We start from the raw sequence: 25500 nt of genomic DNA, 5'->3' as shown, positions 1-25500 counted from the left end.
GTCCAGCGGCATTAGTTCTTAGCGAAGATCAGCGATCTAACTCAGTTACTAAATTTCTAGGCAGCAGAAGAAGCGATGTTAGAAGAGTCACTGTTCGATGCCCCTCCACTGCTCGCGACCATACTGAAAAGCGCCTCAGCCTGCGCCTCTAATGCCCGGGCAGAGCAAGAAATCCCATCGATCAGACGCGTGTCCTGTTGAACGCGCTTGTTGATTGCTTGCAATGCTTGGTTGGCGCTCTGAACGCCTTCACTCTGCTGCTGACTCGCGCCCGCAATCTGTTCGACGGTTGCCGTTACTTTGAGAACAGCGCCGAGAACTTCTTGCATGACATTGCCGGCTTGCATGATCAAGCGCGTTCCATCAGTCACTTGATCTCTAGCGCTTCCAATCAGGTCGCGTATTTCCTTAGCAGAAACGCTGCAGCGTTGCGCCAGGCTTCTGACTTCCTGCGCCACCACGGCAAATCCTCGCCCTTGCTCTCCTGCGCGAGCCGCTTCCACGGCTGCATTTAACGCAAGAATATTGGTTTGGAACGAGATGCCGTCAATGACTCCGATTATTTGCGCCATGCGCTCGTTGGCTGCCCTAATCTCTTCTGAAGTCGTAACGACTTCCGAGATCACTGCGACTCCACGCTTAGCGGCATCCGCAGAGCTCTTGGCTACCTGGCGGGCATCGTCAGCATGTTGGGAGTTGGCGCGCACATTGTGGGCTAATCCTTCAATCGACTCTGAAGTCTGGCGGACAAACTCAGATTGAGACATAGAGCGTCCTGCCAGATCATGGTTGCTAGCAGCGATGCCACGAGCAGCGGTACGCACGTTCTGTGCGATATCCGTGGCTTGAATCACCAGTTGACGCATTTCGTGGGCGGAGCGGACTTGCTCTGTCACGTCCGTTGCATACTTAACTACCTTAAATGGATGTCCGGAAGCGTCAAAAATCGGATTGTAGGAAGCTTGGATCCATATTTCCTGACCGAGCTTTCCGAGGCGCCTGTACCGACCAACATCGTATTCACCACGCCCTAGCTTTCCCCAGAAATTTCGATATTCTTCCGAGCGCCCATAGTCTGCATCCACAAAAATGCTGTGATGCTTTCCGCGAACCTCGTCTAGCCGATAGCCCATCGCAGCCAAGAAGTTCTCGTTGGCATCGAGTATCAGTCCGCTCATCGAGAATTCGATGACTGACATGACTTTTCCGATTGCCTTTATGCGCCCCTCTGCATCCGCAGAGATCGTCACCTGTTCTGTAATGTCGGTAGCGTACTTAATCACCTTGTACGGCAAGCCTGAAGAATCTAGTACAGGATTGTACGAAGCCTGTATCCAGACATCCCGATTCCCTTTTGCCACTCGTTTGTAGCGACCGGCATCAAACCTTCCTTGACTGAGTTTCCGCCAGAATTCAGCGTACCCCTCAGAATTCTTGGTGTTGAGATCGACAAAGATGCTGTGATGCCTGCCCTGGATCTCATCCAATCGATAACCCATCGTATTTAGAAAATTCTGATTGGCGCTCAGGATAGTCCCCTCCAGCGAGAACTCAATTGAAGCCATAACTTTGTCGATAGCATCAATGCGCCCTTCGTACTCACTCGTTCGATGCATCTGATCGGTGATGTCAGTCGCGTACTTGACGACTTTGTATGGCTTTCCAGCTTTGTCCAGAAGCGGGTTATATGAAGCGTTTAACCACACTTCTCGTCCGCCTTTTCCAACGCGGCGAAAACGACGAGCTTCGAAGTTCCCGGCTCGGAGACTGTCCCAGAATGTCCGGTAGTCGCCATCGATACGTTCTGATGGCGGCACAAACATGCTGTGATGCTGTCCTTTGAGCTCATCAAGACTGTAGCCCATGATGTTCAAGAAGTTCTGGTTGGCGTGCAGGACTCTGCCCTCCAGATCAAACTCGATGACGGCCATCACGCGATTGACGGCAGTAATTTGAGAACGCTCATCCTGGCACCCGACAAGAAAACGGCTTCGGGCCCGTGCCTGCTTTAAGAATGAGCGCATCTCGCAATCCTGTAGAATTTTTATCGATATTCCTCCCCTTAGCGGCCCCGCTTGGCTGAACTTTAAGGGTCCGATCCGACAGCAAGTGACCGAAAGTTATCGCGAGGGCCTTTTCTGCCCAACGGGCGCAGCTGCGGATGGACCCAAGCCGTCGTAGAGAGGGTCGGCCTCGGCAATGAACTGCCATCGCCCACTACTGGTATCGCCGCTCTCTAGTGCAAAGATTGGCTTGCCGCGCACACGCGCACCCTATGGCAATACCGTAAGGATGGCGCATGTACCCTATGTTGCATACTAAGATATTCTTAGTTTTCAAGCAACCATCCGGTGAGTTCAACCCGTCGACGCAACGGCTTGGCTCAGCTTAGCGGCTGGCGTCTGGAAGCCCAAGGTCTTACGAGGTCTTTCGTTGAGACGTCTGGCGATCTTGTTCAAGAATGCCTGCGAATGGCGGGATAGATCCGTGCCGTCGGGGAAGTACTGCCGCAGAAGGCCATTGGTGTTTTCGTTCGAACCGCGCTGCCAAGGGCTTTGCGGATCGCAGAAGTAGACCTGCGTGTCGGTCGCCACGGTGAAGTTCTTGTGGCTGGCCATCTCACCGCCTCGATCCCACGTCAGCGATTTTCGCAGCGCGGTTGGCAGTGTTTTCACTTGCCGGCTCAGCGCCGAGACGACGCTGCTGGTGTCCTTACCCTTCACTTTCACCAGCATCACGAAGCGCGAGTGCCGTTCCACAAGCGTCGCGATGTGGGAATTGTTGCTGCCCGTGATCAGATCACCCTCCCAATGCCCTGGCACGGCGCGATCTTCGACTTCCGCCGGACGCTCCCGAATCGATACCGCGTCGATGATCCCGCCGCGAGGCATCGCGGTGGCCAGCTTTGAGTGGCGCATACGGCGACGCGTGCGCAGGTGCGCCAGGAGTTCCTTCTTGAGCAGGCCGCGCGCCTGGATGAACAAGCTCCGGTAGATCGTTTCGTGCGACACCTGCAGTGCCTGGTTGAGCGGGAACCTCAGCTTAAGCCAGCCGGCGATCTGTTCCGGCGACCACTGCTGGCCCAGCTTGCAAGCCACCAACCAGCGCAGACGAGGGTTATCGGCCAACCGGCAAGACTGTGGCCTCCGGGCTGCCTCCCAAGCGGCCTCATCGGCATGTGCGGCCCGATATCGGTCACGGCCACCATGCCGTGCCACTTCCCGGCTAATCGTCGAGGTAGGCCGCCCTAGGCTGAGCGCAATCTGGCGAAACGACTGGCCAGAAGCTAGGCATCGAGATATCTCTTCGCGGTCCATTAAGCTCAGCGACCGGGCGGATCGGCGACGTTCCCTCGGCGCGATCCCGCCTTGCGCGGCCAGAACCCCGAAAATCGAACCCGGATTCTTGTCAAAGAAGCGGGCAATGTCGCTGAGCGACTGGCCGCCCTTCCATCGTCGCCATAGATCTCGCTTCTGGGCTCGAGACATGCCGGGCCGCCCCATCCTTGCCATATCGTTCGCTCCTATCAGTGCAACTGTTGATCATGTTGCATTGACGGGTTGAACTCACCACCGCGTACTTTGCCAAGGGGTAAGGGCGAAGTACGCGTTCATGCACGCGCACGACCGGGAGTTCCGTCTGGTAGCGATGTGCCGGGTGTTGGGTGTGCAACGCAGCGGCTACTACGCCTGGCTGCACCATGGCGCCAGCGCTCGCGAGCGCGAGGACCAGCGCCTGCTAGGACTGATCAAGCATCACTGGCTGGCCAGCGGGACCGTGTATGGCTATCGCAAGATCACCCTGGATCTGCGCGAGGCCGGCGAGCACTGCAGCCGGCACCGTGTCCTGCGTTTGATGAAGGCCGAGGGCCTGCGTGCGCAGGTCGGGTATGGCCGCAAGCCGCGCCATCGCGGTGGCCCCGTGGGCTTGGTAACCAATGTGCTCAACCGGGACTTCGCGCCGCCCGCTCCGAACAAGGTCTGGGTCACGGACATCACCTACATCCGCACTTACGAGGGCTGGCTGTTCCTGGCAACGGTGATGGATTTGTACTCGCGCCAGATCGTCGGCTGGGCCACGGCGCCGACGATGACCAGTGACCTGGTGTTGCGGGCGTTGGTGGCAGCGGCGTGGCGCCGCAAGCCTGGGCCTGGGGTGATGGTCCACTCCGACCAGCGCTGCCAGTTCACAAGCAGCGATTGGCAGTCGTTCCTGAAGGCACACCGGATGGTGCCGAGCATGAGTCGTCGCGGGAACTGCCATGACAACGCCGTGGCCGAGAGCTTCTTCAGCGTATTGAAGAAGGAGCGGACCAAGCGAAGGATCTATCCGACACGGGCCACTGCTGCATCGGACGTGTTCGACTACATCGAGATGTTCTACAACCCCATCCGCCGACATGGTTCCGCTGGCGGACTGTCACCGGTAGAGTTTGAGAGGCGCTACGCGCAGAGCGGCGACTGAGTGTCTACGGAACTCTGGCCGGTCCACGATGAAACCGTGCCTCACAGAAACCGAGTTGGAAATGATCCAGAGTGCCTACAAGCTCTATGGGGCAAGTGACGGTTTCTGGATTACTTTCAATATCATCACAGAAGCGGTTACTCAAAGAAGCGATTGTTCCGGGAAGGAAGTGACAGACATGGTCAAGAGTGCGTTCAAAGAGTGGGCTCGAACGGACAGCGCGTTCGATGAAGCGTTTTGAATAGCAGTAGAGAAAAAGAGCCCGGCGTACCGGGCCCACGGTTCTACTCCCCAGTAGAGGCCCCGGATCATGACGACCGCCCTCAATTCAGTCAAGCATTTCTGCGAAGTCCAAGCGGAGACAGGCGGGCTTACTCTGAAGGCCTAAAGCAAACTGCGCTGCAACGGGGGATATATAAGGCCCTCGCCTAGCGCTTGGGCCATTGGATTGAGGTGGTGCGGTTCAGCCGCTCGTTTGGTCTGGATATGCAGGACTTGATGACCGCGGTATACCAAGAGATCCGAAATCAATCGCCGATGGCAGCGCCACCACAACAGTTCTGCACACATCAGCGCCGTGCGCCCTTGCGCAGCTGCAGCCAAGGCTTGCTCAAGCCCGTCCGCAAACTCTGTGCTGGCCATGTGATCCGCATACCCCTGGAATGACGAATTTCTCCACCCGCCGTTCGGCGACCCCGGCAGCACTGATCGCCGCCCTCCTAATTGAGAAATCCACTCGTAGCCAACGCCGTCCCGAGGCAACTGCTCGCTCATCGCGTCGCTACCGAACCAAGGAAACTTTCGAGAGCCAGGGAACCGCCTGACGTCAACCACGGTGGTGATCTCGTGGACTCGTAGGACTTCCCGAAAATCCTCCCAAGTGCGGGTGGAATGGCCTACCGTCCACAGCCGTGGGGACTCATCGCGAGGAGCCAGCTTAGCGCTGCCGCCGGCAGGACCCGTAGCATTCATAGGGGTCCTTCACACCCCGAATGAATCGGCCACACGAGGTTTTCTGTGTCAAAGCCCTGGCACTCAGCTATCCGCAGCCACTTGCGTGCTTCCGATGGCTCCATCACCGGACTTCGATGCAGAAGCACTAGACCTTGTCGTCGCGGCTCGCCAATTAAAACCGTTCGGTAATCAACGTCAACCTTCATCACGAACACCCTGCCGGAGAGAAAAGGCAGCCGCTGGGCGCTGCTCAAGGACTCCGAGCGCTGGAGCTACAAGCAACTGTGCACCATGCACTGGCTGCAGCGCAGCGGCCTGAAGACGGCGCGCGCCTGGCACTTGAAACAGGCACTGCGACGCCTGTACGCAGCGGGGCTGTCGCCGGAAGAAGCCGACCACCAGCTGGACCGTTGGATCAGCTGGGCACTCCGCAGCCGCCTGCCGCCGTTCAAGCGTCTTGGCGCGACCCTGCGCGAGCACAAGGCCGGGATCATCGAGCACTTCCGGAGTGGCCTCACCAACGCCAGCGTGGAGACGATGAACGCCCAGATCCAGGCGGCCAAGGCGCGGGCGAAGGGCTATGCCACCCACGAGAACCTGATCGCGATCGCCTACCTGTTGTGCGCCAAGCTCAAGCACTTGCCGCGCAATCCATGGTTGGCGCCGGCGGCGGCATGATCAGGTCAGTTCCACAGGGATCGCGACAGAGCCTGTTCTTCGCGCCAGGGCACGAACCCGCGCAAGGCCACGAGTACCAATTCAACCTCGACAGCGACGAAGGCCGGCAGACGCTGGCAGCAATGCTGGCCTTCCTGCAGGCCCACGTGCCGTCGCCACTGGCCTCGCCCACGGGGGCATCAAGCAGCGGGTAGCCATCGCCTCGCCCACCCGCCTGCATGAGGGTGCGCCGGCCTGGACCCCGGACGCCGCCACACTCAGACCAGCTTCGCCTCCCGCAGGAGATCCTCCAGATAGGTGCCCCGGGTCTTGGCGATGGCCGCACTGCTGGCGATGCGCGCAAGCCAAGGCAGCTTCACCTCGTCCAGCGGCTTGCGATCGTTGAGGTAGTACAGCGCGCTGAGCAGCACGCGCACGTCGAACATCGACGCAAAGACCTCGGGCACGCCGCGATCCACCCCCAGCAACGTGTACACAGCTTCCATCGCCGTACGCACCGAGTATTCGGTGGTGAACACCGTGTCGTGCTCGGTCTCGGCGAAATTGCCGATGAACGCCAGGTTCTGCGAGCCCTCCGGCACCACCAGCGGCCGGTCGCCGGCCGCGCGCGGCATGAAATAGGACGTGATGTAGGGCATGTTGCACGGCACGGTGCTGGCCGCGTTGTGCGCCAGCTCATCGATCTGGTCCACCGGCACGCCGATGTGGTACAGCCATTCGGCACACAGCTCCGCGCCGGTGCACTCGCGGATCGTCTTCGGCACGTAGTCGCCGGGCTTGTCGGAAAACAGCCCATACAGCCAGACCACCAGTTCCTTCTGCGGATCCTGTTCGGCGAAGTGGGGCTGCCGGCTCATGCTGAAACCGTACAGCCAGCTTGAATCCTGGATGCTGCAGGGGCCACCGGTGACGATCACGCCCGATCGCGGGTCGCGGCCCGTGATCCGTTCGAGATACGGCACGATGCGATCGTCGGTCAGCGTGACCGTCGCGGAGACCGTCCAGTTCGCCTCCGGAATGTTCTCGCAGAACTTCTCCGGACGGCCGAAGGCGGGGTCACGCTCGGCCATTCGCTTCCACAGCGACCATGCGCCGCCGCGGTCGGTCACGATGGACGCCGGCGTATCGTTGTCACCGAACGTGGAGCTTTCGGTGATCGAACCGTTGGTGACCAGCACCAGGTCCTTCGGACCCACGGCGATCTTCTCGGCGACGCCGTCGCTGGTGAGCCGGATCGCGGTCGCGAACTTGCCATTGCCGCTCGCGGTGACCAGCACGTCGTCGACCTGCGTGTTGTAGCGGAAGGTGACGCCCTGTCCTTCCAGATAGGCCACCAGCGGACGGATCAGCGACTCGTACTGGTTGTAGTGGGTGAAGCGCAGCGAAGTCAGGTCCGACAGGGTCGAAATGTGATGGACGAAACGCAGGATGTAGCGCCGCATCTCCACCGCGCTGGCCCATGGCTCGAACGCGAACATGGTGGCCCAGTACAGCCAGAAGTTCGAAGCGAAGAATTCCTCGCCGAACACTTCGTCGATGCGCTTGTCGTCCAGCTCGCTTTCGCGGGTCAGCGCCAGCGCGATCAGTTCCTCCACCGCTCCTGGAGTGAGCGTGAGGTCGGGCATCCGTTCGATCGGCTCGCCGCGGTTGTGGATCGCGCGGCAGGGGTTGCGGGACGGGTCGGTCTTGTGCAGCCAGTACATCTCGTCGAGTACCGAGGCATCGGGCGTATCGAGCGAGGGGATCGAGCGGAACAGGTCCCACAGTGTCTCGAAGTGCGCTTCCATCTCGCGACCGCCGCGGATGATGAATCCCTTGTGCCGGTCGAGGATGCCGTCCATGCTGCCGCCGGGCAGCGCAAGCTCCTCGAAGATCGTGATCGCACTGCCGGGCATCCGCGCGTCGCGGATCAGGAACACCGCACCCGCCAGCGAGGCCAGGCCGGAACCGACGAAGTAGGCACGGCGGCCCTCCACGCCTTCGGGCTTGGGGGGGCGCGAGAACGCCTCGAAGTTTCCACTGCTCCTGTACATGTCGATCTCCATGGTTGAGGGGTCGATCGCGGCCCCAGCCAGCGATCAGGGAGAACATTCGCAAAGCATCTGATAAGAATGGATGAAGAATCGAACCGACAGACGCGCCGCGCGAATGACGGGTTCGCAGTGCAGGGGCGATCGTGGTGGCGAGGGGGCGCGTCGTGGCCGCCGCCCTGTCGCCCGGCAACGGGGCACACCGCGGGTTCCCGGCCGGCAGCGATCCGGTCATACAGAGCTGGCCCCGTCTGTTTGAACAGCCAAGCCGTATCCGATAAGTGGATCGCCTGCCGGTCAAGCTGCCTTCGGCAAAGGCAGCGGTTGTATGTACTCTCTTTGTACCAGAGTGTCAGGCCCGGTGAGAAAGCAGAGCGGGCCATGGCCGTGCTAGACCAGATCAACGCGAAATTCGGCAGAGGCACCGCAGGAATGGGCACCGTCGGCTAGCGGGTTGGTGCCACCAGACCTGGCGAGCAGTCCAAAGTATCTATCAACGCTCAATGGCGGCCCATATTGCATTCGCTGTCTCCCAGCTATACAACGAAGTGGAGCGACCTTCTGCCGGCGTGCTGACAAATACCGGCGAAACAGCAACCATTAAACACTAAATACAACCAAAAGGATGGCGGTTGAAAATGTCAGGCAGCAACATCGAACCAGGGAAGTGCAAGCCGCGCTTCGACTTTGAAAGACATAAAAAATCAAGCCAATCAGAGACCGGAAGCATCAAAGAGCTTTTGGAAGAGCTAAACCGCACGCCCCCACATAAGCCAAAAGGCAGCCAAAAATCCAATCCAGCCATATACAGAGAGGAAATAACTAAAGAGAATTTAGAGGGGGCGATCAATTTCATCAAATCAAACTTTAATATAGAAATATCATCGATAAATTCAAAACTACCAATCACCACCATCAAAACAATCAAGCTACTCTATCTCAGCAACAGATCATTTAAGGGACAACTTTTCGAAAGAATCTCCCTCCCAGGGCCATCCCAAGCCACTTTTGAACACTGGATAGAACGTAATACACCAAGGAACGAAAAGACCATTCGAGCGGCATCTCAACTCATGTCTACACTTGAGCTTGAGATAAACGATGAAAGACTTAAACACATCCACATCAACAAATCAACACCATCAAAACTAATTGAAATATATGCAAAAAAAATAATGGAATTCATCGCCCCGATCTACGAAATATTCAAAGACGACGGGGAATACAGAGACTGGTATATAACAACCACAATAAGATTTGCATCAAGTGAAATAGAGTCATATAGGCCATCACCACTTCCAGCCAACACAGAAGCCGGCCCCATACACGAAAGGTTATACATCTATTTACTAACACTTCCCTTTCTGCACTTCGTTGGCGAGTACCAGCGGATTGTCGAATCAGAAAACGAAGAGCTGAGCAAATACAAGATAGAGCCACTCTTCACTCACGCCCTCTCCTCACCGTCGGAGGGCGATGCCCTATTGCGTCCTGTCACATCACTCGCAGCTATTCACTCCTTCCTGCAAACCAATGCAAATGAGCTGGCACGCTTGGTTCACCAAGCCACTGGTTATGAGTTGAGATCCAGCGAGATCACAAACATAGCCGACGAAACGCAGAAGGTTCTGCATGCCTATGTCTTCCACGAATGGCACAGAACAGATCATGACGTCGTCAACATTTCAATGGCCGACTGCGTTGCAGCCCTTTTAGCCATAACGATACAAAAGAAGATCAAAACGAAGTACACGCCCTACTGGAAAGGACAGAGCTCAAGCGAGAAAACTGTATTTCGCCTACTGAGTCACCTGGACACCTCAAGAGACATCGAAGAGCTATATGAAGAGGACTACATCCCGCAAGGCGCGATGCTCACCCTCTATCATCGATATTGCATCGCCTACGCATTACTTTTCGGCCGCAGCAACCGAATGGAAGCGTTTATGAGATTCCAGATCGTATATCTGAAGCACATGACCATAGCTCACTCTCATTTCGATCTTGAAGCAGGCAACGAATACGAGACAAATATCAACATGTTTTGCGAATACCTTATTCAATACATCGAAGATCAAGCCACTTCGCGCGCAATGTAATTTTTAACTTACATCACCCTTATACATATGTAGAAACTCACTTACATCCTTCGAAGCAACAACACGAAGAATGAAAGGAATCCAAGGGAATAGGAATCAAATAGAACTGACGATAGATTACAGGCAGGGTGTGGTACGCGCACTTACCCTTTCTATCTAATCAAAACACTCTTCGATCATGAGTATCTACCTGTGGCCGACAAGAACCACTCTTGTCGGCTTTTTATTCTCCTTAGAGAAAGGGTGATACAGCAATGGCAAGCTTCCATTACAGCATCAAAAGCGGCAAGAAAGGTAGTGCACGCAGGCACGCCAACTATATCGATCGTAAAGGATCTCATAGTGACAAGGAGGACCTTATCCAAACAGGACATGGGAACATGCCCGAATGGGCAGGAGATGATCCGAAACGGTTCTGGAGCGTTGCTGACAAGCATGAGCGTGCCAACGGAGCAGTGTACCGAGAACATGAAATCACTCTTCCGAGTGAGCTCAGTACTGAACAGCAGGTCGAACTTGCCGACCGGCTTGCAAAGAATCTCGCAGGGATCAAACCCTACCAATACGCGCTTCATGCTCCTGAAGGAAAACTCGGTGGCGATCCGAACCCGCACATCCATCTGATGTGCTCGGACAGACTGCCTGATGGCATCCCACGTACACCTGAACAGACCTTCGCCCGCTACAACGCCAAGAGTCCTTCCGCAGGCGGTTGCCGCAAGGATAGTGGCGGAAAGAGCCCAATGGAGTTGAAGCAGCAGGTGACGGCACAGCGAAAGCTTGTAGCGGACACCCAGAATCAGTTCCTTGCTGAGAACGGATACTCCGCCCGTGTAGACCACCGCAGCTTGCGCGACCAGGGCATTGCCAGGTCACCGGAGCGCCACCTCGGCCAACGTTTCGTCAAGGAGATGGCAGATGCAGAGAAGTCACAGTATGCTCAATGCCGTAAAGAAGCGCAGGTAGCTTCAGTCACTTAAAATCGGACAGAGGCCAGTACCTCACCCAGCGATTCTGCGACAAAGTCGCAGAATCGCAATGACACCTGCTGACCACGTTAGAAAAGCCCCGGCCTATCGCCGGGGCTCACTTGGTATAAAGACCGCTTACAGCGCCCTCCGGTCAAAGTAGTGATTCATCAAGCGCAGATACGTCCTCTTGTCCCGGTACCCACTGCAGATCTGAATTGCTCCCTGGCCTTCAAGAACCGAGATGGCTGCATTCAGCCTTGCTCGGTTACGTACAGGTCCACAGCGCAAAACCTGGTTCTTGGGAACGCACGTATCCGAATAAATCCCTCTCCACCACTTTGCATGCATATACCGATCCAGAGCTTGAGCATCGGCCTGATCCTGCGATACCACGAACGCAGGTGAGAACAGATGCTTGTACTCATCAACATGCCACCGAACGATCTCGAAGGCACGATTGATCGTATCGAGGGTGATGTCACCTCCTTCTCCACTGAAGTACTGCATCGATGCAGCGAGTCGTGCCACGATCTCCATGATCTTTGCCGCGAAGTCATTGATATCGCTCAAGTACTCCCCGTCGCGCAGCAAAGACTCAGTTTCTGATGCCAACTCTACCCAGCGTGCCCTGGCATCGATGGAGAAGGACACCACTTCACGAACAACGGCGCCCGAGGCTGAAAGCTCCTTGTACTTCAACAACAGCTCCGCGACCCGCTCATGGAATGCCGGCAAATGCTCCCACACCGGTTCCACGTCCTCGATTCGCCGATAGCCCATCATGGAGCGAGGCCACGCGACCAAATAGCGTGCCCAGTGCCCACTCCCCTTTGCGACAGAGCCTCGCCTATTGAGGAACTGCTTGAGCGGTTCGTACTGGGTCATGATGCTCACAGACACGCGCGGATTCATCGCAATCAGATGCTCGTTCTCCGCTCGATCCAACGGCATCATTCCTGGTGAATCCCAGAGACGATTGAGCAAGCCCACATTCGCCATTGCCTCGCTCTTGAACAGCATGTGACCTTCATCAGTCGTGATGGCGATGGACTCACCATCACCCTGAACGGCCTCCATAATGGCCTTGGCCGTGATGTCCTGCCGCAGGAAGCAGCGCAAGCGAGGCTGCAGAGGTTTCTTTTCTGCGTACTCCTTCAGCTGTGACTCGAGTGCTTCCGCAGACTTACCTGCTGCAACTGCTTTACTGATCGCGCTCCTCAACCCCTTCATCTTGGCCGTCCAGAGTCCGTACTCGATCTCATAAGCCTCAGTCTGCTGCTTGAACGCAGTCATCGCCTTCGTATCTGCATTGCGGAAAGGCGCCTGCAGCAGCTCGAACACCGTCGACTTGCGCTCACCAGACTCAGCAACAAGCATCAAATTCTGTGTTACAGGCCGGGTCTGCCCGGTTGGCAACTTGACATCAATCAGCCCCTGGCAAGCCATCGAGATGGCATTGATGAGACCCATGCCAACCATGGCATCAGGAACCTGCACGTTGCGGAAGAGCTCAAGACCAGCCTCACGCGCAATGTGATGGAAGCTTTCCAGGGGATATTTGGGGGCATAACGCTGCCAATGGGTAGTCATCATGCATCCTCCTCTGCCGCGCCAAACGCGGTCTGCTCTTCAGCCTCGACCAACAGATGGCCACAGCTCTGGCACCGAGCAGCATCGCCCTCCGCATGGCGACGAGCACGCTCCTCATTGAGCAGCTTTCGGAACTGAATCAGGTTCAGCTCATGCTTGTACGCAGCATTGAACTGATCTACCAGGATCTTCTTGCGCATCTTCTTTGCGATGTGCTGTTCCAGGATCGGATAGGCCTGCCTGAAGTCCTGCTCCAGCCTGCCCTTCCCCTTGGTCGACTGTTCACTCAAAGCGTGCGTGAGCGCGTCAAGCGGCGAAGAGTGGATTGCAAAATTAGCCATCATCACTTCTCCTCCTTCGCACGACGGAACTTCACTGCACGGCCTTCAGCCCATGCCATGGCTTCATGCGTCCAGTAGAACTTCGGAGACAGTTCACTGTCATAGAGCGGAATGCCCTTCGGGAAGTCCGGATCGGACTTCATCAGCTCGTATGCCTTGCTCCTGCTGACGCGGAGCAGCGTGATCAGCTCCTTCAAGCGGAGCGTCGGGCTATCCGGCCACCCTGCTTTCCAGCCAGTGTTGTTCTCCTCAGCCAAAGGCATGCTTTTGTCTACGCCCTGGCGCAGACTGGACGTCATGTGCTTCATTTGTTGATTCCTTCGTTGTGTTGGACGTTTCAGGAAGGAATCCGGCCGGTTTCCTATCGAAGGGGATTGGCCTCCGACGTGATCAGTGTCGATATGCTGCTGTTGCGGGTACAGGGAAAAAAAATCCAGGTTTTTTCCATGCACGCTCACAACCGAGAAATTCAAATAAAAATCAATCGCTTACATGCCAGGGAGCTTTCGCTCCCTGGCATATCTCGTCATCTGCGCACACAAATTGGTCCGTTCCATCATCTGTCCGCGCAGGACCTGAACTGCCTCTTGCCCGTACCTGATACAAGTCCGAACAGGTACTGCTCACCTACGACGCTAACCGTGACGCTTGCGCTTCCAGTCTGTCCTTGAGACTTCCCTTCGCTGGAGCCTGTGCAACCTCGCCATGCCCTGTCGGATAGAACTCCTCGACCACAGCTCACGTCTTCGTCCAGGTCCTCGAAGGCCCCGTTAGCGAAGCCCTGTCTCGCTGCCTCATCCAGTGCAGCTTGGTCGATCTCCGCCGCAGCTCTTGCGGCGTGTCGGTCCACCGCCTCTGCGACAGCCTGCTCCAGTGTCAGACCACTCCGAACCACCAGATCGACGTAGTAGATCGCTGATCGGTAACTCATCGTGGTGGACTTACCTCGTAGCTTCAGCTCCAAGGGCAGGCAGGACAGCCGACCACCTGACACCGCACTGAGGTAGTGCAGTCGCGCTGCGAGTGTCCGGATGGTGTTGTAGGAGGTGGTACGCAGGACAAAGCTGCCCATCGCATCACCTTCCCCGTCCCCAATGACCACATTCAAGCGGGCATAGGCTTTGCAGCCCCCACTGGCAAACTGGCACGCATCCGGACCAGGACAAGGCAACGTCTCCATGCCTTCAGGGCCAGCTCGCCGGCAGGTGTCTCCATTGCCTACACACAGCGGTCTTCCGTTCTCGCGATTGAACAGCGAGTAGTCAGCCCGGAGGTTCAGGGTTGGATCGTCGAAGAGCAGGCGCACCGGGATGGATCGCAGCTTGTTACCCTCCGATGCCTTACGCAGCTCTTCATCCAGCGGGTGCAGCACCCAGCCCTCACGGTTCTGTACCTGGCTAGTGAGGGTGAACTGATCGTCCTTTTCTGGCAGCCGCTTGCCATTGCGCTCTACTACCCGGCCGATTGAAATACGCCCAATCACGGGCGGCGTTATGGCCAGTCCCTTCAGCATGATGTGACCTCTTTGATCGTGGTGTTGATTCGGAATCGCCGCGACCCCGGACGGACTACCGTGTAGGCCGCGGCGATCTCCGGGTGCTCGGCTGCGAGCCGCTTGGTATCCAGTGACGTGCCATCCTTGCTACGGCGGTAGATCACCTCTCCCAACGAGCCAAACCTGGCAACGGATGCATCGCCCATGGCTTGCTGCAGCGTTTGTTTCAGCAGCTCTGCCTGCTGTTCTTGCTCTGCTACTGCCTCGTTGAGAGACACCAGGTTAGAGAACGTCTCGACCAGCACCTCGTCCTGGCTGAAGTCGACAACCGTGTCTTTGCCCGGATACAGGCTCCGAAGCGCTCTGGCCGCCGACTCCGAACCATCAGCTGGTGGCTCGATGTCGTTGATAACGTGATCCCAGAACCGGGCTTCCAGTACCACCAAGCGACTGATGACCTCTTCGTCTCGTTCAATGCGGTGGATCTGCAGAGCCTGACCGCACAACAGCACCGCCACATCTGCTGCCTGCTTCCCCGTCACTGCCAACTGGTGCTGTACCTGCAGTTGTACGTACTCAGGCACCCCGTCCTTCCAGAGCCGGGAGCCGAATTCCCCTGCCGTCTTACACTCGAGAATCTGGACCTCTGGCGAACCGACCACCTCACGATCGAGATTGGCCAGCATGTGCGGGAAGGTCGGGTGCTGCAGAACGGCATTGACCCGGCGTACCCGGTTGCCCGTGCGCTCCTGGTAAGCCGTGGCCACCATGGGTTCGAGCAGGGTTCCCCAGTAGCGGGGATCGTCTTGTCCAGGGGGGATCTCTTCCATCGGCTTGCGCCCCGTCTTCTCCTGCCACAGCTCCAGCTGGCTCTTGTAGGGGTTCAACCCGACGGCGGTGGCGGCATCCGAACTACCGATGCCGCCATTGCGGACCTCCAGCCACTGCTGGCGATCCAGTGAACGCGTATCAACCAAACGCAACGCGGTGTGCTTGCTCATTGGCAATCTCCGGAATAGAAAAGGCCGCCTTGATGGGCGGCCTTGGTCAGGTCTTTCATTTCAAGCTATCGATGTGGGCAAGATGGATGGGCAAACCGACAGCACTGCTCGCTGCAGGTCTGTCAGACCATGCCTTGAGAGGCCATCGAAACCACCTCATGGCTGGTGACAACGAAATGGTCCAACAACCTCACGTCCACGGTGTCCAAGGCAGCCTTCAGCCGCGCCGTGACTGCCCGATCTGACGCAGAGGGCTGCAGGCTACCGCTTGGATGGTTGTGAGCCATGAGTACCGCCGATGCATTGTGGGCAAGTGCCCTCTGAACCACGATCCGAGGATGGACCTCGGCTGCATCAATCGTCCCTGAGAAAAGCCGCTCAACTGCGATGAGCTGGAACTGCGTGTTGAGAAAGGCAACCTCGAAATGCTCGCGGTCTTCGCCTCCCAGACGTAGCCGGAAGAACAATGCACCCTGGGTTGCTCCTCCCAGCACCTCCCCTGGCAACGATGCCCGTTTCTGCAGGATCTGCAGCGCCCTCGCAATCGTCCTGTCCTCACGTACCCGGATCCTGCTCTCCTCCTCATTGGATCCGGCCCCTAATGTGGTCATGTGATAGGCCTGCGCTTCCATCAGGCCACCAACTTCATCACTTCATCCCACGCGCGCTGCTTGAGCTGAGCTCCAGCACCGAACCACGCCGCATCACGGCGGTGATCATCGCTACGAGCTCGTCGGTGGTGGTCAACGTACTCCGTGACGCTGTTGAGTACGCCCCAGGCCGTTGCACGGCTGGAAGGCAACAACGCGCCACGACCGCCGCCCTCAAACAGGGCACGGACACTGGCCAGCGCCTGTTCGTTGACGACTTCAGCGGTGGTGCCCTGGCCTTGGTAGGTAAGCACCCGTCGCAACAGACCATCGACCGTATCGGGGTCAACTGGACGGTCACAGAGGGCTTTCATGCGAGACACGAAGTTGTCCCAGGTCGAGACGGTGATCCCCAACTGGCGCTTCACAGCATCCGGATCGAACTGACTACGATGCGGGACCTTGATGGCTCCGCTGCTGTCTCCCAGAGCGATCTGCAGGGTGTTGTTGCACACCACGCGCACCGAGGTGAACTGCGCCGTCGTGGCCAACGTACCGTCACAGGCGGTGGCCAACAAAAGATAGCCGTCCACCCTGTCACGCCCCTTGAGCGACGTGCTCTGGCCTGTCCGTGCCATGGCCCAGAACTTCTTGCCGCCCTTGAGCACACCCGCCGTCTCCAGCTCAAAGCCACTGTGCTGCGTCAGATTACGGTAGAACTCCAGGATCTCGCCCGGTTGGACCACCTTGAACCGCTTGGACACAACTGCCAGCGGCTCCCTGGTATCGGAGCGATAGAGCACCTTCTGCTCCGGGAAGGAATGGATGGCACCGATGGCATTGCTACCCGTAATGAAGCGGACCTCGGAGTCCTCGATCTGCCAATCCATGCCTGCCTGACGCTTCCAGACCTCAATGGGCTGGTGCTGTTCAAGCTTATTGCCCAGACCATGCCACGGCTTAGCACCCGCATAAGCCATCGCTTCAACCAGATGCATCGTATTTTCCTCGCTTCTTATGGCACAAACGCACAAGGCCCGGACGATGCCGGGCCTTGTGCGTATGCCAATGCAGTATCAATTAAAGGGTTCGATGTCTTCACTGCCCGAAGACAGAGCACACCGAGCAACCGCAGCGATGATGGAGGCTGCGACAACCAAAACACAGTACAGACAATCGGATCTTTCTTTCATACAGCCATACCCAAGGAAGATGCTTCATTGCGGAGCATCGACACGCGAAGCCAGTAACCACCGGCATCAACTGGGTAATATGTGTTTGAAATTATTTTGAATAACTGAAACCCCAGCTACCATCACACTAGATTCGAAATACTTCCTCAGCCATATTGTCGAGCTTCTCCTTGACAGCTCTCCAGTTAGGCATGTGTCGATCAAGTGTCCGATAGAACTTTGGACTGTGATTGTGGTGAAGAAGGTGACACAACTCGTGAAGCAGCACGTAGTCGATGCACTCACGTGGGGCCTTCACCAGCAACGGGTTCAGTGTGATGCGGCCCAAGGGTGAGCAACTTCCCCATTGCACAGTCATGAACTGCAGACGTGTTGATGGAAGCTGCTTGATCCACCGGAGGGGAGCTGAAACTACCGCAAGCCGGTCAGCAAACACCTCCCGCGCTCGCTGGCGATACCAGACATCCAATGCTTTTTTGATCGTGGCTGGTGCTTGCTCTGGTGTCGTCACGACGATGAAAGCACCCCGCATCCTAGCTTGGGCCTTTGAGCCTGCGTCGATAACAACCTTCAGGCGATAACGCCGGCCCAGGTAGTGCAATGATTCACCACTCACGTACTCTCTAGGCAGCACATGGGCCATTCGCACCTTGGCAGCACTGACATGCTGACTGATCCAACACGCACGTTTTTTCACCGCAGCCAAAACCTCTGCCAATGGTGCCGTATCGGAGGCATCCACCAGCACGCGTGCGTCCGGCTCCACATGAATGGCGACACGCGTCACTGACCGTGATGGCTGACGGCGCAGATGAAACGCAATGACTTCATCGCCATAAGCGATGCGGTGCTGGGATAGTTGTTCACACATCGGCATGCTCAAGACCTCATCAAACCGATACGCGTGATCTGGATCACTTGCTCGACCACCAACTTGGCGTTGTCCAAGCCCAGCGGGCCAAACAACAGGGGCAACAGACCCTTGCGAATGGCAGCCTCAATGTTCTGCGGGTTGAGTGAGTTCTCTGCCACTGCGTCGCGCACCACGGTGTCCATGGCAATCGCTTTTTGCACCAGCTTGTCCTTCAAATCCCCATTCAACCCTGCAAAGGTCTCGTCCCCCAGCACGAGACGCATTGCGCCAAAGTAGGCCTTGGCATTTGGCTTGTCTGCCAAAGCATCCGGCAGATCCGGGGCGGAACGGGCGTCCAGCTTTTCTTCAAAGGACTTGAACAGGGCGTACTGCTTCAAAGGATGGTCGAACATGGCCTCCGCTTCAGCGATGGCCTGACGCAGCAGCTCGCCAAACACTTTCTGTGCATAGGGGTCGGCCGCCAGCTCCTGCTCGATGGTTTTACGCAGCCGGGTACGGATCATGTCCGTCTCGTTGCGCGTTTTCTCTTCCGACCAGTCCTTCGGGTCTTCCGCCTGCCCCAATTGGTGCACCAGATAGACGCCATCAGGGTCTCGCACTTCCGTTCCGATGACCTGTTTGTCCACCAGCTTTCGGATTTGCTCTTCAAAGACGCTGTAATCCACCGTCTCCATCGCATCACGACGAGCGGTCTGGCGTAGCTCGGTGAAGAAGCGGAGATCAGCCTTGTACCGGGCGATCTGCGCTTCAGAAAAGCTCTTGTCCTCGAAGAAGCTGCGGGATGAAAGCGCTGTCTGCAAGCACAGGCCAAATGCTGTCAGTGCCACATAGAAGTCGTCTCGCAGCTTCTGCCGCTCGTCATACTCCTCGCCATCGCTACCCTTCACAAATTTCGGTGCCAGTACCTGCCGGTACTGCTCGCTGTCGAGCTTGTTGGTTACCGACTTGAAGAACGACCACAGCGCATCGTGCAAAGCAGGCAGGCGCTTGTACTCCGTGTTGAACTGTCGGTACAGGCCCTCCAGGTCGCTGATGTCAAAGCCGCCTTGGGTGCGAGCTTCCAAGTCCTGGTAGGAGCGGATGGCAGTGTCGAGTTCCTTCAAGATCCCTCGATAGTCCACCAATACGCCGTAACGCTTGGCGTCATGCAGGCGGTTGACGCGGGCCACGGCCTGAATCAGGTTGTGTCCTTTCAGGGGCTTGTCGATGTACAGCACCGTGTTGCGGGGCTCATCAAAGCCCGTCAGCAGCTTGTCTACAACGATCAGCAAGTCAGGAGCACCGTCCGCACCAAAGTCACTGACCACCTGCTTCTCATAGGTCTCGGCATCGTTGCCGCAGGTGGCCATGGCTTGCTTCCACCACTTTTGCACCTCGGGCAGCGTGTCCTCGTCCACATCGGAATTGCCTTCACGCGTGTCCGGGGCGGAGATAACCACCGCACTGGTCACCAAGCCGGTGTCGTCCAGCGCCTTCTTGTAACGAATGGCGTCGAGCTTGCTGTCGGTGGCAACCTGTCCCTTCAGGCCAAGACCCAGCTTTTTGATGTTCTCGTTGAAGTGGGTGGCGATGTCCCAGGCAATCAACTCAATGCGGTTGGCTGCACCGTAGATGGCCCCCTTCTTGGCGAACTTCTTTTTCAGGTCGGTGCGCTGGGCATCGCTGAGGTTGCTGGTGATCTTCTCGAACCAACGGTTCACCGCCTCTTCGTTGATGTCCAACTCGGGCACACGCTCTTCATATAGCAGCGGGGCCACGGTTTCGTCTTCCACCGCGCGCTGCATGGTGTAGGCATGCACGATGGGGCCGAATTTGTTGGCCGTCTTCTCGTCCTTGAGCAACGGGGTGCCGGTGAAGGCGATGTAGGCGGCCTTGGGCAGTGCCTTCTTCATGCGCTCATGCGTTTCGCCGCCGTGGCTGCGGTGGCCTTCGTCCACCAGCACAATCATGTCGGCCGAGTCGTTGCGGCACTCCGGCAGCTTGGATGCCATGTTGAACTTGTGCACCAGCGTGAAGGTGATGCGCTCGGTGCCTTTGCCGATGCGCTGGGCCAGGTCACGACCAGACAGAGTACGGCTCCTTTCGCCCTCCTTCTGCGTGGCGATGCTGGAGCCAAAGGCGCCACCGGTCATGAAGTTGCGGGCGAGCTGCGTTTCCAGGTCAATGCGGTCGGTCACCACCACCACACGGCATTCCTTCAAGGCATCCACCAACAGCAGCGCCTTGGTCAGGAACACCATGGTGAAGCTCTTGCCCGAGCCTGTGGTGTGCCACACCACGCCGCCCTCGCGGCCACCACCTTGTGATTCGGGCTTTATCTGGCTGATGCGCGCCAGCAGCGCACGGATGCCGAAGAACTGCTGGTAGCGAGCCACGATCTTGCCCACCTTGCGGTCGAACAGCACATAACCGCGCAGGAATTCGAGCAGCCGTGCCGGGGTCAACAAGCTCACCAGCAAGCGGTCCTGCTCGGTAGCCTGCATGGCGGCGCTCCACAGCGTGTCGAAGTACGCCGCCAGCGCGGCAGGTTTGCCGTCGAACAGCTCCGCACGCACATCCGGCTTGAGGGCCTTGTTCTTGAGCGCCTGCATGTGGGCCTCGTCAAACTCCTCTTCCCGCCACTTGGCCCAGAATTTGGCCGCCGTGTGGGTGGTGCCGTAGCGCCCCTCGGTCTGGCTGATGGACAGCAGCAGCTGTGCATAGGCAAACAGGTTGGGAATCTCATCAGGCCGCTGGTTGCGCACGTGTTGGCTGATGCCCTCCGTCACCATCGCCTTGGCGGGGTGGCTGCCGCCGCCCGACTCCGGCCGCTTGGCCTCGATCACCACCAGCGGGATGCCGTTCACATACGCCACCACATCGGGCGTTCGGTGGTGCGTGCCCTGCGCGGCCAGCACCTCCAGCTCTTCGGTCACATCCCAAAGGTTGGCCGTGGCGTCAGTCCAATCGATGACCGCTATGGTCGGCTGGTGCTTTTTGCCATCGGGCATGAACTCCGTCACCGTGATGCCCAACGCCAGCTTGCCGTACAGCCGCTCGTTGGCGGGCATCAGCCCTTCGGCCAGGCTGAGTGCCGACAACTCCCGCACGATCTGGTCGATGCCGCTGGGTGACAGCGGATACCACTGGCCCTTGTATTCGTAGCGCCGGGTTTGCAGCACCTCGATCAGCCGGGGCTTGAACAGCACCTCGCGCGTGCTGCCGCGCAGAGTCAGCGCCTGCGCCGTGGTCAGAAAGTTCCAGCCCAGGTTGCACAGCAGGTGCAGCGCGGGCAGGTGGGCGCTGTACTGCTCTCGGGAGTTGGGCGTGGTGTTCATGCCTGCGCCTCGGTTTCGGCTTCGGGCAGCTTGACGCGGCGTTTGCCAGTCAGGAGCTGGGACATCAGGGCGGATTTTTCTTGTCGCAAGGCCTGCACTTGAGCCTGCAGCCGCGCCTCCTCAGCCCTGGCGACATTGATGACCTCGGCAATGCGCCGCTGCTCTGGCGCGGTGGGAATGTGGAGCTGCAGTTTGAAGAAGTCTGTCACGCTCACGTTCAGCAGGCCGTGGTTTCGCGCACCTTCTTGTGCGACGCCTTCAATCTCCTGATTCAGCAGGCCCGCTTCAAAGTAATGACGGAAGAAGTCGAAGTCGGCGTCCACGTCGTCGCGCAATTTGAAGCAGAGGTACAGGCTCGACACAACACCCGCGTCATAGTCCAGAAGTGGCTTGATGGCCCCCATCGGGTAGCCTGTCGAATAGCTCTTGTTGTAAGCGAAGTCATACCGATACAGCAGCGTGTAGCCACTGAGGTTGGCACTGGCGACGGACTTGTTGAAGTAGTCGCGTTGACTGATGAGCCCATGCTCCGCCGAGATCGTCAACACATTGGTGTTCTGCGTGCAGTTTTTGCGCGTAACCCTTTCAAAGACGGCATCGAAATCTACGTAACGCCACTTACCCGTGAACCCAGGAAAACGGCGGCGGCCTGACAACATCGACACCATCAGGTCACGGGTGCACCGCTGGCTGTTCGCCAGCAGCCGCTCCGCAGTGGAAATGGCTTGATCCCAGGTGATGAGGACTTGGGCGATTCGACGCTGCTCACGGCACGGGGGCAACGTGATTTTCAACTTCTTAAAGTAAGGAAGGCCAATCGTCTTGATGGTCGATCCCACAGCGACACGCTCGAACTGCGGCTTCTGTAGCTGCAGCCAATAATAGAGATACCAGTTGTGTAATGCGGTAGATTTTGAGCAATCCCAAGCGATGAAGTGCTGACTGACGGCCATGTCTTCCGCAGTCACGCCACTCTTCCCAACACCCGCATCACGCGACAAAACTACCGTCCCCGACGGATGAACAACCGCGGATGAGTTTTTCACTCCTGCAAGAGAAATCTCTTTATCTGTTTCAGTGACCACCCCTTTATCTAGGCGACCAGAATCAGCCAACGAAATCCACTTGATTCCGCCATTCCAGTAATCAGGATGATTTTTGTTCGGGGTGTGACCACTGCCTCGCTTTGCCACCTGGTCAATCAAGACCGACTTCCATCCCTTAGGCAGCATCTCCCCCTCCTTTCTTCTTGGTCAGTCGCTTTGCCACTTGATCCAATGCTTCCATGGCGCTGTCGTCCTTCGAGACCGAGGCCAGCATGCGCGCCGCATAGCCCTCGCCTGCTGCCTCCAACGCAGCCCTCCGCTGCGCCGCGAACTGCTCATACTCGCTCTGCGCGTGCGCCACGGCCTGCTTATGCGACGCCTTGCCCGCACCCACCAGCACCTGGCGGTCGTTGAAGCTGAGGAAGGCGTCGAGCTTCTCGGTCCAGTCCTTCAGGAAGACTTCCTTGCGGCGTGTGGCCTGGTCTTCGGCAAAGTCCAGCCACATGGTGACGATGCGGTTCAGCTCGGTGATCTCCTGCTCGGTCAGGTAGTTCTTGGCCACGCCCACGTCAGCTTTCTGCACCTGGCCCTTGCGGGTGGTGGTCAGGCCCATGTTGGGCTGGGTGTGATCGGCGCGGGTGCGGATGATCTCGGCGGCGGTCTGGCCCGATACGGCGTAGTGCAGCTTGTTCTGGATAACGCGGAAAAAGGCGGTGGTCTCGGGCAGCGTGGGTGCGTAATCAGCCGCCAGGGCAAAGATTTCGCGCACCCTCAGGTACATGCGGCGCTCGCTGGCGCGGATGTCACGGATGCGCTCCAGCAACTCGCCGAAGCGGTCGGGCAGCACCGACTCACCCACAGGCGGGTTCTTCAGGCGCACGTCGTCGAGCACGAAGCCCTTGAGGAGGTATTCGCTCAAGTTGGCCGTGGCCCATTGGCGGAACTGAGTGCCGCGTGCCGAGCGCGCCCGGTAGCCCACGGCCAAGATGACCTCCAGGCTATAGAAGCGCACATTGCGGCGGACGAGCCGGCCACCCTCCTGGCGAACTTGTAAGCTGGACTTACAAGTTGCCTCGGGGTCTGCCTCCCCCTCGGCGTAAATGGCTTTCACATGCTGGGTGACGTTCTGTGGCGTGGTCTGGAACAGCGTGGCAATTTCTGCCTGGCTGAGCCAAAGCGAGCCGCCATCGGCCCGCATTTCAACACGGGTGAGGCCGTCGTCAGTGGTGTAGAGAACGAATTCGCCCTGGCTTTCGGCGCTGGCTGATGCCTGCAACTCCACCGATGCAGCCATCGCCTTGGTCGGCTTGCTGGATTTTGACGCTTTACTCATAGCCCAGCTCCTTCAGGTAGACGGCCATCTGAGCTTCCAGGCTGGCCAGCTCGGCCTTGAGCTGCTCGCGCTCCTTGCGCACGGCCACCAGGTCGATTTCGGCTTCTTCCTCAAAGGTGTCCACATAGCGCGGGATGTTGAGGTTGAAGTCGTTCTCGGCAATCTCGGCAGGCGTGGCGAGGTAGGCGTACTTGTCCACGCTTTGCCGTGTGGCGACGGTATCCAGGATGCGCTGCAGGTCAGCTTCGCGCAGCAGGTTCTGGTTCTTGCCGGCCTCGAAGTCACGGCTAGCGTCGATGAACAACACCTTGTCGTCGGCCTTGTTCTTGCGGAACACCAGCACCGCGGCGGGGATGCCGGTGCCGTAGAACAGTTTTTCGGGCAGGCCAATCACCACGTCGAGCAGGTTCTCTTCGATCAACTTCTGGCGAATGCGCCCCTCGGCAGCGCCACGGAACAGCACGCCATGCGGAACAACCACCGCCATCCGGCCGGTGCCTGGCTTCATGGTCTCGATCATGTGCAGGATGAAGGCGTAATCACCCTTGGTACGTGGCGGCACGCCCCGCCGGAAGCGGCTGAACTTGTCGGCATCGGCACCCTCATGCCCCCACTTTTCAAGGCTGAACGGCGGGTTGGCCACCACGATGTCGAAGTGTTTGAGGGCAGCGTCTCCATCCAGCAGCTTGGGGTTGCGGATGGTGTCACCCCATTCGATGCGGTGGTTGTCCTCGCCATGCAGGAACATGTTCATCTTGGCCAGCGCCCAGGTGCTGCCGATGGCTTCCTGCCCATAGAGCGCGTACTTGCGAGAGCCGGTGTTCTCACGAATCAGGCGGCCGCACTTCATCAACAGCGACCCGGAACCGCAGGTGGGGTCACAGATTTCGTCTCCCTCTTGCGGCGCCATCAGGCGAGCCATGAGAGCGGAGACTTCGGGCGGGGTGTAGAACTCGCCCGCCTTTTTGCCGCTGGTGGAGGCAAAGTTCTTGATGAGGAATTCGTAGGCATTGCCGATCACATCGAGCTGGCCGACACGGCTGGGGCGCAAGTCCAGCTCGGGCTTGGCGAAGTCTTCCAGCAGGTGGCGCAGGATGTCGTTCTTCTGCTGCTCGTCGCCCAGCTTGTTTGAGTTGAAGCTGATGTCCTGGAACACATCGCGCAGCTTGGTGATGTTGGCCTCTTCGATGGCGTGCAGCGCCTTGTCGATGCGCTCGCCGTTGCCGGGGCTGTGCCGTAGGGCGTGCAAGGCATAGAAGCTGGCACTGGCGGGCAGCACGAAACGCTCGTTTTTGAGCATTTCCTTAATCAGCTCAGGATGATCACCGTACTGCTTCTTGTAGGCGTCGTAGTGGTCCTGCCAGACATCCGACACGTACTTGAGGAACAGCATGGTCAGGACGAAGTCCTTGTAGATGCTCGGGTCCACGGTGCCGCGGAAGGTGTCGCAGGCGGCCCAGACGGCGGCGTTGATCTCGTCCTGGCTTACAGAGACGATTTTGGTGTTTGTACTGTTCATGATGT

21 protein-coding genes and 3 pseudogenes are annotated in these 25500 nt (G+C 58.0%); 7 read left to right on the top strand and 17 right to left on the bottom strand.

Annotated features, from left to right (window positions below; translation table 11 throughout):
• Positions 1–56 precede the first annotated feature (56 nt).
• Positions 57–1946 (bottom strand): annotated as a pseudogene (locus ACM0PK_RS02680) (methyl-accepting chemotaxis protein); the annotation flags it as partial.
• A gap of 411 nt (positions 1947–2357) precedes the next feature.
• The gene (locus tag ACM0PK_RS02675) at positions 2358–3512 is read right to left on the bottom strand and encodes an IS30 family transposase (RefSeq protein WP_049439365.1); all 1155 of its coding nucleotides are present in this window, start codon (positions 3510–3512) and stop codon (positions 2358–2360) included.
• A gap of 61 nt (positions 3513–3573) precedes the next feature.
• Here ACM0PK_RS02675 and ACM0PK_RS02670 point away from each other — a divergent pair.
• Positions 3574–4464, top strand: a pseudogene (locus tag ACM0PK_RS02670) (IS3 family transposase); the annotation flags it as partial.
• Between the two features lie 61 nt (positions 4465–4525).
• Positions 4526–4705: a hypothetical protein gene (locus tag ACM0PK_RS02665; protein ID WP_152906951.1), complete on the top strand. Its 180-nt coding sequence runs from the start codon at positions 4526–4528 to the stop codon at positions 4703–4705.
• A gap of 143 nt (positions 4706–4848) precedes the next feature.
• On the opposite strand, the gene ACM0PK_RS02660 is transcribed toward ACM0PK_RS02665, so the two are convergent.
• Both ACM0PK_RS02660 and ACM0PK_RS02655 read right to left on the bottom strand, forming a co-directional pair.
• Complete coding sequence (locus ACM0PK_RS02660; RefSeq protein ID WP_080355748.1) at positions 4849–5436, bottom strand: DUF488 domain-containing protein; 588 nt, start codon at positions 5434–5436, stop codon at positions 4849–4851.
• A complete protein-coding gene (locus tag ACM0PK_RS02655) occupies positions 5433–5672 on the bottom strand; it encodes a lipocalin family protein (RefSeq protein ID WP_141650940.1) in 240 nt (79 codons plus the stop codon). The genes ACM0PK_RS02660 and ACM0PK_RS02655 overlap by 4 nt, the downstream gene beginning before the upstream one ends.
• On the opposite strand from ACM0PK_RS02655, the gene ACM0PK_RS02650 reads away from it, so the two are divergent.
• Positions 5623–6096: a transposase gene (locus ACM0PK_RS02650; protein ID WP_080355749.1), complete on the top strand. Its 474-nt coding sequence runs from the start codon at positions 5623–5625 to the stop codon at positions 6094–6096. The two genes, ACM0PK_RS02655 and ACM0PK_RS02650, sit on opposite strands and share 50 nt — an antisense overlap.
• On the top strand, positions 6093–6290 hold the full coding sequence (locus ACM0PK_RS02645) for a hypothetical protein (RefSeq protein WP_141650939.1): 198 nt from the start codon (positions 6093–6095) through the stop codon (positions 6288–6290). Before ACM0PK_RS02650 ends, ACM0PK_RS02645 begins: the two co-directional genes overlap by 4 nt.
• Positions 6291–6353: 63 nt before the next feature.
• Here ACM0PK_RS02645 and ACM0PK_RS02640 read toward each other — a convergent pair whose 3' ends face one another.
• The gene (locus ACM0PK_RS02640) at positions 6354–8129 is read right to left on the bottom strand and encodes an oleate hydratase (RefSeq protein WP_004146476.1); all 1776 of its coding nucleotides are present in this window, start codon (positions 8127–8129) and stop codon (positions 6354–6356) included.
• A 489-nt stretch (positions 8130–8618) separates the two neighbouring features.
• Between ACM0PK_RS02640 and ACM0PK_RS02635 the strand changes: the two genes are divergently transcribed.
• The 3 genes from ACM0PK_RS02635 to ACM0PK_RS02625 all read left to right on the top strand — a co-directional run bounded on the left by ACM0PK_RS02635 (position 8619) and on the right by ACM0PK_RS02625 (position 11205).
• The gene (locus ACM0PK_RS02635) at positions 8619–8702 is read left to right on the top strand and encodes a DUF4113 domain-containing protein (RefSeq protein WP_111144187.1); all 84 of its coding nucleotides are present in this window, start codon (positions 8619–8621) and stop codon (positions 8700–8702) included.
• Positions 8703–8764: 62 nt separating this feature from the next.
• Positions 8765–10225: a hypothetical protein gene (locus ACM0PK_RS02630; protein WP_152906952.1), complete on the top strand. Its 1461-nt coding sequence runs from the start codon at positions 8765–8767 to the stop codon at positions 10223–10225.
• Positions 10226–10479: 254 nt separating this feature from the next.
• Positions 10480–11205, top strand: coding sequence for a MobA/MobL family protein (locus ACM0PK_RS02625; protein WP_049440227.1), 726 nt, complete (start codon positions 10480–10482; stop codon positions 11203–11205).
• A gap of 126 nt (positions 11206–11331) precedes the next feature.
• Here the strand turns inward: ACM0PK_RS02625 and ACM0PK_RS02620 are convergent, their stop codons facing one another.
• From ACM0PK_RS02620 to ACM0PK_RS02565, 12 genes and pseudogenes are all read right to left on the bottom strand, one after another.
• Positions 11332–12786, bottom strand: coding sequence for a YfjI family protein (locus tag ACM0PK_RS02620; protein ID WP_308304172.1), 1455 nt, complete (start codon positions 12784–12786; stop codon positions 11332–11334).
• A complete protein-coding gene (locus tag ACM0PK_RS02615) occupies positions 12786–13130 on the bottom strand; it encodes a hypothetical protein (RefSeq protein ID WP_049440231.1) in 345 nt (114 codons plus the stop codon). The genes ACM0PK_RS02620 and ACM0PK_RS02615 overlap by 1 nt, the downstream gene beginning before the upstream one ends.
• A complete protein-coding gene (locus ACM0PK_RS02610; RefSeq protein WP_049440233.1) occupies positions 13130–13435 on the bottom strand; it encodes a helix-turn-helix transcriptional regulator in 306 nt (101 codons plus the stop codon). The genes ACM0PK_RS02615 and ACM0PK_RS02610 overlap by 1 nt, the downstream gene beginning before the upstream one ends.
• 319 nt (positions 13436–13754) lie before the next feature.
• A pseudogene (locus tag ACM0PK_RS02605) lies at positions 13755–14640 on the bottom strand (recombination directionality factor).
• Positions 14634–15623, bottom strand: coding sequence for a YqaJ viral recombinase family nuclease (locus ACM0PK_RS02600; protein ID WP_049440237.1), 990 nt, complete (start codon positions 15621–15623; stop codon positions 14634–14636). Before ACM0PK_RS02600 ends, ACM0PK_RS02605 begins: the two are co-directional and overlap by 7 nt.
• 122 nt (positions 15624–15745) lie before the next feature.
• Positions 15746–16255 (bottom strand): JAB domain-containing protein, encoded by a 510-nt coding sequence (locus tag ACM0PK_RS02595; RefSeq protein ID WP_053092053.1) that lies wholly within the window; start codon positions 16253–16255, stop codon positions 15746–15748.
• Positions 16255–17211, bottom strand: a complete 957-nt coding sequence (locus ACM0PK_RS02590; RefSeq protein WP_242884160.1) for a DUF932 domain-containing protein — start codon at positions 17209–17211, stop codon at positions 16255–16257. The genes ACM0PK_RS02595 and ACM0PK_RS02590 overlap by 1 nt, the downstream gene beginning before the upstream one ends.
• Positions 17212–17533: 322 nt before the next feature.
• Positions 17534–18283, bottom strand: a complete 750-nt coding sequence (locus ACM0PK_RS02585) for a M48 family metallopeptidase (protein ID WP_242884161.1) — start codon at positions 18281–18283, stop codon at positions 17534–17536.
• Positions 18284–18285: 2 nt separating this feature from the next.
• Positions 18286–21597, bottom strand: a complete 3312-nt coding sequence (locus tag ACM0PK_RS02580; protein ID WP_414607962.1) for a type I restriction endonuclease subunit R — start codon at positions 21595–21597, stop codon at positions 18286–18288.
• Positions 21594–22829 carry a restriction endonuclease subunit S gene (locus tag ACM0PK_RS02575; RefSeq protein ID WP_049440243.1) on the bottom strand — a complete coding sequence of 412 codons (1236 nt, stop codon included), beginning with the start codon at positions 22827–22829 and terminating at the stop codon, positions 21594–21596. Before ACM0PK_RS02575 ends, ACM0PK_RS02580 begins: the two co-directional genes overlap by 4 nt.
• Entirely contained in the window at positions 22819–23976 is a 1158-nt protein-coding gene (locus ACM0PK_RS02570) for a virulence RhuM family protein (protein WP_065428098.1), read from the bottom strand. Before ACM0PK_RS02570 ends, ACM0PK_RS02575 begins: the two co-directional genes overlap by 11 nt.
• Positions 23969–25495 carry a type I restriction-modification system subunit M gene (locus ACM0PK_RS02565; RefSeq protein WP_049440247.1) on the bottom strand — a complete coding sequence of 509 codons (1527 nt, stop codon included), beginning with the start codon at positions 25493–25495 and terminating at the stop codon, positions 23969–23971. The genes ACM0PK_RS02570 and ACM0PK_RS02565 overlap by 8 nt, the downstream gene beginning before the upstream one ends.
• Positions 25496–25500 lie beyond the last annotated feature (5 nt).

Source organism: Stenotrophomonas sp. FR010 (genome assembly GCF_047520755.2).
GTDB lineage: Bacteria > Pseudomonadota > Gammaproteobacteria > Xanthomonadales > Xanthomonadaceae > Stenotrophomonas > Stenotrophomonas sepilia.
Note: the sequence above shows the minus strand (reverse complement) of the source record. Positions and strands in the feature narration are given on the sequence as shown.